Here is a 13021-nt window from a genome sequence, read left to right as displayed (position 1 = left end):
AGTCCTGTTCAACCTTGGTTGCGCTCGAGTGAACGTCCGGCCGATCCACCCGAAAGGTCAGGTAAGAAGTCATTCTTTTGAAGCGTCGGGAAAGCGCACCACCAATTTTTGCTCCGCCGCCGCCCAGGAATGTAGGTGGTATCGCCGCAGCAAAAGGATGCTCGCGCCGAATATCAACAGACCCACGATCACGCTGAGCGGGATCGCCGGGCCGATCACCGATGTCACGACCACGCTGGAAAAAACCCCGGCGATGGCACTGCTGATCACGCTCACCATTCCTGCGGCAGTCACGAAGAACTGCCATGGCGAAGATCTAAGACCCTTGTCGACGCGCACGGCCGACTGATCGTCATGGGTGGAATGGATCAGATAGTACTCCATGACGGGCGCATGCTCGACGTAATAATGCCTTATCCGGGCCATCCCGCGCGCATGCACCATATCCTCGATGGCGACTTGCACCGCACGCACGAAAGTGACCAAACCCAGGAAATAAAGGCAAGGGAGCAAAATCAGGCTGAACAGCACGAACGGCCCTCCCATGCGGGTGACCTGGGCGACGAAGCCGAGGGCGATCGCGGCGCTCGAAACGCTGGTCAGGAACAGGTTCGCACGCTGGCTCGCTTCCTGAATCGTGGCCGCCCGTGCGGTCTGCAGAACAAAATGCTCTGTGGTCATGATCTGCAGGATTTGGGGATCGCTTTCATCCACCTTCGCCACCGTAGCCTCCTGGATGCCGCGCGGCGACGTCCCTTCAGAAGGAGGTCCCTATCGCTCCGATCAGAAGAAGTGACGCCGACCCAGCAGCGCATGTTGTCGGCCGGCCATGCACCAAGACGATCGGCCGCCCAGCCGCGGGGCCGATCTCTTCATGGGTGACGTGGAGATCTCGGGTTCCGATCTTGCCAATCATGATTTGACCCAACGTCGCGCCGTTTGGATCGGTTCCAAATCCAAGATTGACCTGCCGCGCATATGGCAGGCGGAGAGGGGACTCCGGCTTGCTGTCAGGAGTTCGGCCTGGAAGCGGAGCCCTTGGCAATGACGGGTGGTCGCTCCTCCAGGCGGCTTCGAGGACCTTGCCTGGCTTCCAAAAACAGCGATCGAGTTGAACCTTCCGCCATCTCAGCTGTTTGGTCACATGCCCCGGCTCTCCGCATGCCCATAGCTCGCGGTGAGGGGGAGAAAAAGCTGACACGGGAGTACGATGATGGCGACCATGAAAGCCGTTCGCATCCACGAATTTGGCGGACCGGACGTTCTCTCACTCGAGGACGCTCCGTTTCCGCAGCCGCACGATGATGAGGTCTTGCTGAAGGTCCATGCCAGCAGCGTCAATCCGGTTGATTACAAAATCAGATCCGGAGGCGGAAAGAAGGACCAACTGCCGATAACGCTTGGCCGTGACGTTTCCGGCACCGTCGAACTCTGCGGCACGAGGGCGCACACGCTCAAAAAAGGCGATCCGTTCTATGCGATGCTGGGACCGGATCGCGGTGGCCAAGCTGAATATGTTGTGGTGAAGGCAATCGAAATGGCCGCCAAGCCACAGTCCGTGGACCACCTGCATGCGGCGGCGGTGCCGCTTGCAGCGCTCACCGCCTGGCAGGGGCTTTTCGACCACGGTGCACTGACGGCCGGGCAGCGCGTCCTGATCCATGGCGGGGCTGGCGGGGTCGGCCATTTTGCTGTCCAGCTGGCAAAGGCAAAGGGCGCGTTCGTTGCGACCACCGTTTCCGGCGAGGATCTCGAATTCGCGCGCTCGCTGGGCGCCGATCAGGCCATCGATTACAAAAACGAGCGGTTCGAGGATATTGTCGGCAAGGTTGATCTCGTCTTCGATCTGGTCGCTGGCGAGACGCAGGATCGCTCCTGGGCCGTCGTAAAGCCTGGCGGGATAATCGTGTCGACGCTGGCGGAACCGTCTATTGAGAGCGCACGCAAAGCCGGCGCCAGCGGCATTCATTACATGGCGAAGCCGAATGCAGCCCAGCTTGGCGAAATCGGCCGCCTGATTGACGAAGGCAAGGTGCGGCCGCACGTCGACGCGACCTTTCCGCTGCAGGAGGCCGCTGCCGCCGAAGCCTGGCTGGAAAACAAGCATGTGCGCGGAAAGATCGTGCTCGAAGTTGCGCCCTGATTTCGAGGCCAGATGTAGCCTGGGCTGTCCTTCACAAGCGCCTCAGTCTTCTGGCTCGTCCTGGTTGCCCTCCTTCTTCACAACGGCTACCTGCCGGAATCGACCGCTCTCGATCCTATGCAAGGCCGTAACCGCGGCGCGATTATCGCCGTTGGCATCCCAGGAAATCTTTTGTTCGTACGCAATCCCCTGGCGATGTATCCCACGCAGCGCGTCCGCGACGCGATCCCGGGTCGGGTCGCCGTTGTTGGAGGCGACCCGGATGGCATCGATCAACGTCGCCGCGGCGTCAAAGGCATTGACGGCATAATTCCTGATCCGTCCGAAACGCCGCTCGTATCGATCGGCCATTTCCAGCGATCCGGCAATTTCACCCAGTTGCGGACATGCTGAAAGAACGAGGACGCCTTCACCCTGCTCGGCGGCGGCTCCGGCCGGCTCAAGAAAATTTCCGACGTCCCAGCAACCATCGCCGGTGGCGAACAGGCGATCATCCTGCCGGGTCCGCATTTCCTTCACCAGAGGGGCACCCTCGAAGGTCCCGCCATAGAAGATGGCGCTCGCTTCCCGAGGCAAGGAGGCCACGAGGTCCGCGAAATTTCTTTCGCCTTCCTGAACTGTGTGCCGCCGCAGAACAGAGCCGCCGGCAGCTTCAAATGCGGCGGCGAACTCCTTGCTCATGCTCCTTCCATAGACGGTGTCGGTCTGGATGACGACAACAGTGCCCGACTGGCGGACCATGTATTGGGCGATGGCGAGCCCTGTCGCATCGTCACTGTTGGTGAAACGGTAAACGTTGCTCCATCCGGAGTGCGTTAGTGCCGGTTGGAGATGATCGGACCGATCAACGGCAGACCGGCCGCAGCATAGAGAGGCGCGACGTGCAAGGTAACATTGCTGTTGTAATGGCCGATCGCCGCGACGGCAGCGGCATTGCGAACGAATTCCTTCACGACCCGCTCGCCGTCTTCCTCGCGACCTTTGTCGTCGAGGACGACCGCTTCGATCCGGTGGCCGTTGATGCCACCGGCCTCGTTCGCGCCATCGACAGCGAGCTGGATGGCGTTGGCCATTTCGCGACCGAGCGTCTCGCCCATCCCGCCGAGCGGCACGCCGACGCCAATCTTCAGTGGTGTGTCGGTCAAAGCGGTCAACTCTCGTCGGCCCGGCCTGCGTACCGAGCGACCGCCCCGGCCAGGCGACGAGGCGCCTTTGCATGGTCGGCAAGAATATGGTCAGGCAATGCCTCTCCCGGCACTATGTCCTGTCTCATGGGCTGTCGCCTCTGTGGCGGCGCGTTTGTCGGTCTAACCGAAGTACGGCGTTTATGTTCCCATCCGACTTCATGGCAACATTCCCGCATCGATCGTGATGATTTCGAACGCCGTGGATTGCGCAGGGTTGCGATTCCCGGCGGTTTTCGGCTGCGTGCTCGAGGGTCACCATTTTGTGAGCAGTCCGCGCCTGCGGAACCTTTGTCACGTCGCAGCCGTTAGGCGCTCGATCCAAAAATGAATGAAAACCGGCGAGGGGATGCCGCAGGTCTTTTCCAGCAATGCCAACGGGATTGCCCGCTTCATACTGTGGGGACTTTGTTTCTTCGCGATTTTCGCGGCCATCGGCGGCACGGCACTTTTGCGTTCGGGGTTCATCACCGGTGTTGGCCGTCCCGTGGCACAGGCAGTCCCGTTCAGTCACAAGCACCACGTCGGCGATATCGGGCTGGACTGCCGCTATTGCCACAATGGCGTCGAGACATCGGCGTCCGCGGGATTGCCCGCGACCGAGGTGTGCATGACCTGCCACTCGCAGATATTCACCAATGCCGACATGCTGGCGCCGGTGCGCGCAAGCCTTGCCTCAGGACAGCCGCTGCAATGGCAGCGCGTCAATTCGGTGCCGGACTTCGTCTACTTCAACCACTCCATCCACATCGCCAAGGGCGTCGCCTGCGAGACCTGCCACGGCGATGTCGACGACATGCCGCTGATGCAGCGCGCGCATTCTTTGTCGATGGAATGGTGCCTGGGCTGTCATCGCGATCCCGGTCCCAATCTCCGTCCGCCGCAGGACGTTTTCCTGCTGCACTGGAATCCGCCGCAGGACATCGAACAGGTCAGGCGTTCCCTGATCAGCATCCTTGATATCCACCCCGAGACGATGACGGATTGCTATGTCTGCCATCGCTGACATCAAGCCAGTCTCGGTCTCCGATCTAGCGGCATTGCGGCGAGCTGCGACGGGACGCGAGCCGTGGCGGAGCCTGGATGAACTGGCCGATACGGCCGAGTTCCGGCGCTTCGTCGAGGCGGAATTTCCGGCCATCGCCGAACGCCTGCCGTTCGGCCTCGACCGACGCACCTTATTGAAGCTGATGGGCGCGTCACTCTCGCTGGCCGGTCTGACCGCCTGCAGCGAGGCCGAACGCATCGTGCCTTACGTGCGCCAGCCGGAAGACATTATTCCCGGAAAGCCGCTCTATTATGCGACGGCCCTTTCCAACGATGGCTACGGCATCGGCGCGCTTGTCGAGAGCCATGAAGGGCGGCCGACCAAGGTCGAGGGCAATCCGGATCATCCGGCCTCGCGCGGCGCTACCGACGCCATCATGCAGGCGGCGGTGCTGTCGCTGTTCGATCCCGAACGGTCTCGCACCCCGCTCAGGCAAGGCGAGCCTGCGAGTTACGGCGACTTTCTCAAAGACATGGCGAAGCTTGCCGGCGGATTGGCCGCTTCGGGCGGGCAAGGTTTGGCACTGCTGATCGAGGCGACAACATCGCCGACGACCAAGGCGCAGATCGGATCGCTCAAGCAGCGCTACCCCAAACTTCGCGTCTTCAGGCACGATCCGCTTGCGGCCAGCGCGAACGAGCAGGCAACGGCCAAACTGTTCGGCAGGCCGCTGACACCGACCTACCATTTCGACCGCGCCGATGTGATCGTCAGCCTTGATGCCGATTTCCTCGGCGAAGGGCCGGGACGTCTGGCCTATGCCCGCGATTTCGCGCAGCGGCGGCGCGTGCGCAAGCCGACGGACACGATGAACCGTCTCTACGTCGTCGAGTCGACGCCCACAATCACGGGTGCGGCGGCGGATCATCGCCGTGCCGTCAGACCGAGTCTGGTGGAAGGCATTGCGGCGGCGATCAAGGCAGCTCTCGAAGGCGGGCACGATGCGGCGAGTTTGCCGTCGCTCGGCATGGAATACGCGCTTGTCGACGATCTCCGCGAGGCCGGCCGCAACGCCCTGGTGGTGCCTGGCGCGCACCAGACGCCGTTCGTGCATGCGGTGGCCTTTGCCATGAATGTCAGGCTCGGAGCCGTCGGCAACACGCTGGATTTCATCGAGCCGCCGCATGCCATGCCGATCGACGGCGATCTTGCCGCGCTTTGCCAGGCCATCACGAGCGGATCGGTCGACAGCGCCATCGTGCTCGGCTCCAATCCCTTGCACACGGCGCCGTCGGACGTCGATGTGCGCAAGGCCTTTTTGAAGCTGAAGCTTCTCGTCCACTGGGGACTCTATCGCGACGAGACCGCATTTCTGGCGCAGTGGCACATTCCCGCCGTGCACGAGTTGGAGAGCTGGAGCGACATCCGTGCCTATGACGGCACGGCCTCGATCGTGCAGCCGCTGATCCAGCCTCTGTTCGGAGGCAGGAGCCTGCATCAACTGCTGGCGGCGCTCGGCGGTGAGTTCGATGCCGATATGCAAGCCCTGGTGCGCCCGACATGGGCTGACATGGACGAGGCGGGCTGGCGAAAGGCATTGCGCGATGGCGTCATACCGAACAGCGTCACTGCTCCTGTCGTCGTCTCGATGCCCGCGGATATCGGCGATCCCGCGCCGCATGCTCCTGTTGCCAATCGGCTGGAGGTTCGCTTCGAGGCCGATCCCTGGCTCCGCGACGGCCGCAACGCCAATTCGCCGTGGCTGCAAGAGTTGCCCCGCCCGCTGAGCAAGATCGTCTGGGGCAATGCGGCGCTGATTTCGCCGGCGACCGCACAGCGCCTGGGGCTCGAAAACGGGCAGGTGGTCAATCTGGCACGAGGCGGCAAGGATCTCGACGCGCCGGCCTGGATCATGCCCGGACAGCCTGACGACACGGTGACGCTGTCGCTCGGGTTCAGGCGCAAGATCGGTTCGGTCGCCGCGTTGTCCGGTGGCTACGATGCCTTCATTCTGCGTACCACAGAGGCTCCGTGGTTTGCCGATGGCCTCGTGTTGACCCCGCGCGACGGGTCGGCGCGGGTGGTGACGACCCAGCACCATCAGGCGATGGAGGGCAGGGCGATCGTGCGGCACGCGACGCTCGACGCCTTCAGGCAAGATCCGCATTTCGTTCGCGACGGCGTGCCGCCGGCGCCGACGGAATCGCTGTACCGCGACTGGACCTACGACCAGGAAGCCTGGGGCATGTCGATCGACCTCTCGGCCTGCATCGGCTGCATGGCTTGCGTATCGGCCTGCCAGGCCGAGAACAATATCGCGACCGTCGGACCGGATGAAGCCGCCCGCGGTCACGAAATGCATTGGCTGCGCATCGACCGTTACTACGCCGGCGCGGTCGACGACCCCGACACCTTCTTCCAACCCGTGCCTTGCATGCATTGCGAGAAGGCGCCCTGCGAGGCGGTCTGTCCGGTCAACGCGACGATCCACACCCATGACGGCCTGAACGCGCAGGTCTACAACCGCTGCATCGGCACGCGTTACTGTTCGCAGAACTGCCCCTACAAGGTGCGCCGCTTCAATTTCCTCGAGTACCAGGAGTTCGACAAGGACAGCGCCGGGCCACGGCAGGCCGTGCATAATCCTGACGTCACCGTGCGCTCGCGCGGCGTCATGGAAAAATGCACTTATTGCGTCCAGCGCGTCGCCGAAAAGCGCATCCGCGCGCAGATCGAGAACCGCGAAATCGCCGATGGCGAAGTCGTCACCGCTTGCCAGCAGGCATGCCCGACACAGGCCATCATCTTTGGGGACCTCAAAAGGAAGGGTTCTCAGGTATCGCGCGAGAAAGCCGCGCCGCATAACTATGCCCTGCTCGAAGAGCTGAACACGCGGCCGCGCACCACCTATCTCGGCAAGATCACCAATCCGAACGCCGGGATCGGCGGCAAGCCAGGCACAGAGACCGGCGATGGCTGAAGCGGTCGCCCTCAGAGCCGGAAAAGCCCAGCCGCAAGCGCCGGTGCTGCGGGGGCGCCATGATTTTCCCGAGATCAGCGGCCGTATCAGCGCGATCGTCCTGCAAGGCAAGCTGCCGCGCTTCTTCTGGGCGGCGTTCTTCGTCTGCTTCGCCTTCGTGCTGCTGTTCCTCTATTCCATCACCTACCTGATCTCGGTCGGCGTGGGCGCTTACGGCGTCAACATTCCTGTCGTCTGGGGCACGATGATTTCCAGCTTCGTCTGGTGGATCGGCATCGGCCATGCCGGCACGCTGATCTCGGCGGTGCTGCTTTTGCTGCGCCAGCCCTGGCGTGCCTCGATCAACCGCTTCGCCGAGGCGATGACGCTGTTTGCCGTGGCGATGGCCGGGCTCTACCCGATCCTGCATCTCGGCCGGCCATGGTTCTTCTACTGGCTGCTGCCCCTGCCCAACACCCATATGCATTGGCCACAATGGCGCAGCCCGCTGGTCTGGGATTTTGCCGCGATTTCCACCTACGCCAGCGTGTCGCTGCTGTTCTGGTACATGGGACTGCTGCCGGATCTCGGCGTGCTGCGCGACTGCGCCAGATCGCGCGCCGGCCAACTCTTCTACGGCATCCTGGCGCTTGGCTGGCGCGGCTCGGCCTACCATTGGGCGCGCTATCGGACCGTCTATTTCCTGATGGCGGCCCTTGCCACACCGCTCGTCGTGTCGGTGCATTCGATCGTCGCGCTCGATTTCACCTATGCCATCACGCCGGGCTATCACTCGACGATCTTCCCGCCTTACTTCGTCGCCGGCGCGCTGCTCTCCGGCTTTGCCATGGTGCTGACCATCGCCATTCCCTTGCGCTGGGCCTTCGCGGTCGAAGACCTGATCACGTTGCGCCACATGGAGAACGCCGCCAAGCTGATGATCGCGGCCGGCATGATCGTCATCTACGGCTATGCGTCGGAATCATTCTTCGCCTGGTATTCTGGGCAGCCTTATGAGCGCGCGATGATGGCCCAGCGCGCAGTCGGTCCTTACGCGCCATTGTTCTGGATCATGCTGTTTTGCAATTGCATCGTGCTGCAGCTGCTCTGGCTGCGCCGCGTGCGGCTCAACATGCCGGTTTTGTTTTCGATCGCGCTGGTCATCAACATCGGCATGTGGCTGGAGCGCTATGTCATCGTGGTAACAGGTCCGAGCCGTGACTACCTGCCGTCGTCCTGGGGCGAGCAGTCTCTGACCTGGCTCGATTTCGGCATCCTGTTCGGTTCGATCGGTACCTTCTTCGCGCTGGTCTTCCTGTTCATCCGCATCCTGCCGGCGATCACCATCTTCGAGGTCGAGGAATTGGTCGAAGAGAAAAGCGGGGCCGCATGAGCCTCCATGGGGTCATCGCGGCTTTCGCCGATCCCGATGCGCTGTCGCAGGCGGCGCGCACGATGCGCGACAAGGGTTACCGGCGTATGGATGCGTTCTCGCCCTTCGAGGTGCGCGGCCTTGCCGAAATTTTGGGCATGCCAAGGACGCGGCTGCCATGGGCGGTGCTGGCGGGCGGCATTGCCGGCGGGCTGCTGGTTTATGCACTGATCCTCTATTCGGTCGAGATCGACTATCCCGTCAATGTCGGCGGCCGGCCGCTGCATTCCTGGCCGCCTTTCATGGTGATCGCCTTCGAGGCAGCCATACTGGGCGCGGCTCTGGCCGGCTTCGTCGGCATGCTCCGCGCGAACGGTTTGCCGCAATATTACCATCCGGTGTTCAACGCCAAAACTTTCACCTACGCGCAGGGCGGCAAGTTCTACCTTCTCGTCGAAGCCGCCGATCCGAAATACCGCAAGGGCATCACCAGGCGGCAGCTGACCCGGCTTGGCGCGGAGACAGTCGAGGATGTGGAGGCATGAGATGGCGGACGCCGCTCTTGCCATTCATCCTGCTGCTCGCCGGCTGCAAACAGGACATGGCCGACCAGCCGCGTTACAACCCGCTCGAGGCCAGCAAGCAATTCGCCGACGGCATGTCGGCCCGGACGCCGGTCGATGGCAGCGTGGCGCGCGACACGGACCTCGCGGCAACGCCGGACAGATTTCCGTACCCGGTCACCACAGCGCTTCTCCAGCGCGGGCAGCAACGCTTCGACATCTTCTGCTCGCCCTGCCATGGCCGCACCGGCGACGGTCACGGCATGGTGGTCCAGCGCGGTTTCCCGGCACCGCCGAGCTATCATCAGGACGCGCTGCGCAAGGCACCCGATCGCCATTTCTACGACGTGATCACCAACGGCTATGGCGCGATGTATTCCGATGCCGCGCGCGTGCCACCGACCGATCGATGGGCGATCGTCGCCTATATCAGGGCCTTGCAATATTCACGCTACGCACCTGGCAAGGCGCTGCCGGATACGCTTCGCGCGAAACTCGATGCGGAGGCCGCGCGATGAGGCATTTCGCATGGCCCGATGGTGTTTTTGCTCCGATGGTTGTTGCGGCCGCCGCGGGACTTCTGCTTTGCGGCATCGGGCTTTTTCTCAATCCGCAGACAGCGCTTGCCGGCTGGCTGACTGCAGCGCTGTTCCTACTCGGACTGCCGCTTGGCGCGATGACTGTTCTGATGGTCCACGGCCTGACCGGCGGTCGTTGGGGCGACGCGCTGCGTCCGCCCCTGCGCGCCATCGTCGCGACGCTGCCGCTGGCGCTGTTGTTGTTTCTACCTGTCCTCACCCGGCTCGATCTGGTCTTTCCCTGGGTGAGAGCGGACCCTGCGATGCTGCCGGAAGCGGTGCGACAAAAGCTTGCCTATCTCAACGTGCCATTCTTCATCGGTCGTTTCCTGGCGTGTGCACTGGCGTGGCTGGTGCTCGCTTGGCTCGTCATCGGCTGGACAGCGCCTGATGGCGACAGATCGAGACAGGGGAACACCACCGGCTATGCGATCGGGATCATCGTCCACGGCCTGGCAGCAACGGTGCTTGCCATCGACTGGATGCTGTCAATCGAGCCGGAGTTCACGTCGACCATCTACGCGCTGCTCGAAGCCGCTGCCGAAGTCGTCGGCGCGTGTGCATTGGCTCTGGTGGTGTTGGCAGCCAGCCGCGCGATCGAGACGATGCCCGGTGGCGAGGAGGACGTGGCGCTTGGCGAAGACGTCGCCAACATGCTGTTCGGCTTCATGCTTATGTGGACGTACCTGTCCTTCATGCAGTGGCTGATCGTCTGGGCCGGCGACCTGCCGGAAGAAATCCACTGGTACGTCCTTCGTGGCCGGAACGGCTGGCAATATCTGCTCTGGCTGCTGATCGCGCTGCAGTTCGTGGTGCCCTTCTTCGCCTTCCTCATACGCTCGGTCAAACGCAGCCATCGCGGCCTGCTGGGGCTTGGCGCGGTCGTTCTTGCCGGACATTTCCTTGACGTCGTCTGGCGCGTTCGCCCGTCGCTGTCGGCAGCCGGCGCGCAGGTGTCCTGGCCGGACCTGGCGGCGTTCGCAGGGGCGGGTGGCGCGTGGTGCGCGTGTTTCCTCTACCTCTGGGAGAGGCCAGACCGCATTGCTGTGTGGCGCAGGAGGCTGGTCCGTGGCTAAGGCCTCGCATCCTGAAACGCGTGATGTCTGGCCACGCGCCCTGCTGCTCTTCGGGGTCGCGCTGGTGGTCTTCCTGGCGCTTGCGGCCCTGGCGCTGAAGCTGATTTTCGACACGGCTCCATACTGGCCCTTGGCGAATGCCGAGAAGACCAGCCAAGCAGGTCCCGCATTACAGCGCTTGCCGGGAGCCGATCTCGCGGAGTTCCGCAAGCGGGAAGATGAGGAACTCGGCAGGCTTGCCTGGGTTGATCGCGGTGCCGGCATAGCGCGCATTCCAATCGAAGACGCGATGAAGCTGGTTGCGGCGCAAGGTCTGCCGGACTGGGCAGGCGCGGCCGCTTCGCCAGGTCAGGATTGCGGCTTGCTCGAAGGCCAGGTCCCACGCGCGCCACAGGCCAGCGATTGCCACGCCGGATCATTCACCGCGCAGCCAAACGACAAGGCGCCCCAGCCGAGCCAAGCCGCACCGGCCCCGGGGGCGAGCCCATGACGCGTTTGGGGCTGCTGGTATTCTTGTTGCTTCTTCCAGCTGCCGCCAGCGCTTCGGCGCGGCCGTCTTTCGAACCGAAAATCGGCGCCCAGCTCGATCTCGATCGGGTTTTTCAAGACAGCTCCGGCAAGCAGGCGCCGTTGTCTGCCATCCTCGACGGTCGGCCGGCGCTCGTCATCTTCGGCTACGACAAATGTCCCAACCTGTGCGGTGTCACCCAGCAGGCGGTGGCCTCGGATTTGAACAAGACCGGCCTTGATCCTTCCACCTATCACGCGCTTTTCGTCTCGATAGATCCTTCCGAGGCGGTTGCAGACGCGGCCTCCGTCCGGAGCGAGGTCGCGCGGTCCGCCGGTGAGGCCGGCCTGTCGGCCTGGCGTTTTCTGACCAGTGCCGATGGCGGCGGTGCCGACCTTGCATCGGAGGCCGGCATCACCTTCGACCGACGTGACCGCATCGCCCAATACGTCCATCCGATCGCCGTCATCGCGCTGACGCCGCAAGGGCGGATCGCACAGGTGCTGCCGGCGCTGACTTTCGAGCCGCGCGATTTGAGGCTTGCTCTGGTCGAGGCGTCGGCGGGGCGGCTGGGATCGATTGCCGACCATGTCTTCCTGCTCTGTGCCGGCTTCGATAGCTCCAAAGGGCAGTACACCTCGACGATACAGGCGGTTCTGAAGGTAGCGGGGCTGGCAGCGCTGCTGGGGCTCTGTGCGAGCCTTTTCATGCTGACGCGGGGGAGGCGGGTTTGAGCTTCGGCATCCCCTTCACGCCACCCGAGGCCTCGTCGATCGCCGGCAGCGTCGACATGTTGTTTTACACCTTGCTGGCATTCACCGCGGCCTTGGGGATCTTCCTGGCGAGCCTCGTCGTCTTCTATGCCATCAAATATCGCGCCGGCTCCAAGGCGGAACGAACCGGCGAGCGCGCGCGCAGCCTGCCCCTGGAAGTGGCCTGGACAGTAGCGAGCCTGCTGATCGCTTTCGTCATCTTCGGGTGGGGCGCCGTGCTGTTCCTGCGCCGCGAACATCCGCCGCTCGACGCGCTCGAAATCGCCGGCCTCGGCAAGCAATGGATGTGGGAGTTCCGCCATCCCGGCGGCCAGCGCGAGATCAACGAACTGCATGTGCCGGTCGGAAAGACGGTGATCGTCTCGCTGGCATCGCAAGATGTCATCCACTCGTTCTTCGTGCCGGCCTTCCGGGTCAAGCAGGACGCCGTGCCGGGGCGCACCACCCATGTCTGGTTCATAGCTGACGAGCCGGGGCGCTATCATCTGTTCTGCGCGCAATATTGCGGCACGCAGCATTCGGAAATGGGTGGCTGGGTAACGGCGATGCCACCGGAAGATTATGCGGCGTGGCTGGGAAACCAGGGCAAGGGCGACACGCTCGCGGCCGGTGGTGAAAAACTGTTTCGGGCGCTCGGCTGTTCCGGCTGCCATGAAAAGTCCAGCAAGGTGAGGGCTCCGGATCTTGCCGGCATCTTCGGACGGCCGGTGGCGTTGGACAACCAGCAGACAGTCGTCGCCGACGAACGCTATCTGCGCGATTCCATCATAGAGCCGAAGAAGGAAATCGCCGCCGGTTACGATCCGGTGATGCCGAGCTTCGATGGAATTGTCGACGAGGGCGAGATGTAGATGCTGCTCGCCTATCTCAAATCGCT

At 63.1% G+C, this 13021-nt stretch carries 12 protein-coding genes and 1 pseudogene; 10 read left to right on the top strand and 3 right to left on the bottom strand.

Annotated features, from left to right (window positions below; genetic code table 11):
- Positions 1-69 precede the first annotated feature (69 nt).
- Positions 70-723: a hypothetical protein gene (locus FJ434_RS23145; RefSeq protein ID WP_246678337.1), complete on the bottom strand. Its 654-nt coding sequence runs from the start codon at positions 721-723 to the stop codon at positions 70-72.
- A 490-nt stretch (positions 724-1213) separates the two neighbouring features.
- Between FJ434_RS23145 and FJ434_RS23140 the strand changes: the two genes are divergently transcribed.
- A complete protein-coding gene (locus FJ434_RS23140) occupies positions 1214-2143 on the top strand; it encodes an NADP-dependent oxidoreductase (protein ID WP_246678336.1) in 930 nt (309 codons plus the stop codon).
- Positions 2144-2185: 42 nt separating this feature from the next.
- On the opposite strand, the pseudogene FJ434_RS30345 reads toward FJ434_RS23140, so the two are convergent.
- Both FJ434_RS30345 and FJ434_RS30520 read right to left on the bottom strand, forming a co-directional pair.
- Positions 2186-2932: pseudogene (locus tag FJ434_RS30345) on the bottom strand (ABC transporter substrate-binding protein); the annotation flags it as partial.
- A gap of 26 nt (positions 2933-2958) precedes the next feature.
- Complete coding sequence (locus tag FJ434_RS30520) at positions 2959-3288, bottom strand: ABC transporter substrate-binding protein (RefSeq protein WP_140750740.1); 330 nt, start codon at positions 3286-3288, stop codon at positions 2959-2961.
- 370 nt (positions 3289-3658) lie between these two features.
- On the opposite strand from FJ434_RS30520, the gene FJ434_RS23125 reads away from it, so the two are divergent.
- Genes FJ434_RS23125 through coxB form a run of 9 tightly spaced genes read left to right on the top strand, consistent with a single transcriptional unit; the run spans position 3659 to position 12995 of the window.
- Positions 3659-4333, top strand: coding sequence for a cytochrome c3 family protein (locus FJ434_RS23125; protein WP_246678335.1), 675 nt, complete (start codon positions 3659-3661; stop codon positions 4331-4333).
- A complete protein-coding gene (locus tag FJ434_RS23120) occupies positions 4317-7295 on the top strand; it encodes a TAT-variant-translocated molybdopterin oxidoreductase (RefSeq protein WP_140750738.1) in 2979 nt (992 codons plus the stop codon). Before FJ434_RS23125 ends, FJ434_RS23120 begins: the two co-directional genes overlap by 17 nt.
- Positions 7288-8667 carry an NrfD/PsrC family molybdoenzyme membrane anchor subunit gene (nrfD, locus tag FJ434_RS23115; RefSeq protein WP_140750736.1) on the top strand — a complete coding sequence of 460 codons (1380 nt, stop codon included), beginning with the start codon at positions 7288-7290 and terminating at the stop codon, positions 8665-8667. Before FJ434_RS23120 ends, nrfD begins: the two co-directional genes overlap by 8 nt.
- Complete coding sequence (locus FJ434_RS23110) at positions 8664-9191, top strand: DUF3341 domain-containing protein (protein WP_140750734.1); 528 nt, start codon at positions 8664-8666, stop codon at positions 9189-9191. The genes nrfD and FJ434_RS23110 overlap by 4 nt, the downstream gene beginning before the upstream one ends.
- Positions 9188-9727 (top strand): cytochrome c, encoded by a 540-nt coding sequence (locus FJ434_RS23105; protein WP_140750732.1) that lies wholly within the window; start codon positions 9188-9190, stop codon positions 9725-9727. The genes FJ434_RS23110 and FJ434_RS23105 overlap by 4 nt, the downstream gene beginning before the upstream one ends.
- On the top strand, positions 9724-10863 hold the full coding sequence (locus FJ434_RS23100; RefSeq protein ID WP_140750730.1) for a hypothetical protein: 1140 nt from the start codon (positions 9724-9726) through the stop codon (positions 10861-10863). The genes FJ434_RS23105 and FJ434_RS23100 overlap by 4 nt, the downstream gene beginning before the upstream one ends.
- A complete protein-coding gene (locus tag FJ434_RS23095; RefSeq protein WP_140750728.1) occupies positions 10856-11353 on the top strand; it encodes a hypothetical protein in 498 nt (165 codons plus the stop codon). Before FJ434_RS23100 ends, FJ434_RS23095 begins: the two co-directional genes overlap by 8 nt.
- A complete protein-coding gene (locus tag FJ434_RS23090) occupies positions 11350-12105 on the top strand; it encodes an SCO family protein (protein WP_140750726.1) in 756 nt (251 codons plus the stop codon). Before FJ434_RS23095 ends, FJ434_RS23090 begins: the two co-directional genes overlap by 4 nt.
- Positions 12102-12995 carry a cytochrome c oxidase subunit II gene (gene coxB, locus FJ434_RS23085; protein ID WP_140750724.1) on the top strand — a complete coding sequence of 298 codons (894 nt, stop codon included), beginning with the start codon at positions 12102-12104 and terminating at the stop codon, positions 12993-12995. Before FJ434_RS23090 ends, coxB begins: the two co-directional genes overlap by 4 nt.
- Positions 12996-13021: the final 26 nt, after the last annotated feature.

This window comes from Mesorhizobium sp. B2-5-13 (assembly GCF_006440535.1).
Classification (GTDB): domain Bacteria; phylum Pseudomonadota; class Alphaproteobacteria; order Rhizobiales; family Rhizobiaceae; genus Mesorhizobium; species Mesorhizobium salmacidum.
Note: the sequence above shows the minus strand (reverse complement) of the source record. Positions and strands in the feature narration are given on the sequence as shown.

Bases quoted from the DNA above. Each gene is read 5' to 3' on its own strand.
- FJ434_RS23100 (WP_140750730.1), top strand. From the start codon at position 9,724: ATGAGGCATTTCGCATGGCCCGATGGTGTTTTTGCTCCGATGGTTGTT.
- FJ434_RS23125 (WP_246678335.1), top strand. From the start codon at position 3,659: ATGAAAACCGGCGAGGGGATGCCGCAGGTCTTTTCCAGCAATGCCAAC.
- nrfD (WP_140750736.1), top strand. From the start codon at position 7,288: ATGGCTGAAGCGGTCGCCCTCAGAGCCGGAAAAGCCCAGCCGCAAGCG.
- FJ434_RS23140 (WP_246678336.1), top strand. From the start codon at position 1,214: ATGGCGACCATGAAAGCCGTTCGCATCCACGAATTTGGCGGACCGGAC.
- FJ434_RS23090 (WP_140750726.1), top strand. From the start codon at position 11,350: ATGACGCGTTTGGGGCTGCTGGTATTCTTGTTGCTTCTTCCAGCTGCC.
- FJ434_RS23110 (WP_140750734.1), top strand. From the start codon at position 8,664: ATGAGCCTCCATGGGGTCATCGCGGCTTTCGCCGATCCCGATGCGCTG.
- FJ434_RS23105 (WP_140750732.1), top strand. From the start codon at position 9,188: ATGAGATGGCGGACGCCGCTCTTGCCATTCATCCTGCTGCTCGCCGGC.
- FJ434_RS23120 (WP_140750738.1), top strand. From the start codon at position 4,317: ATGTCTGCCATCGCTGACATCAAGCCAGTCTCGGTCTCCGATCTAGCG.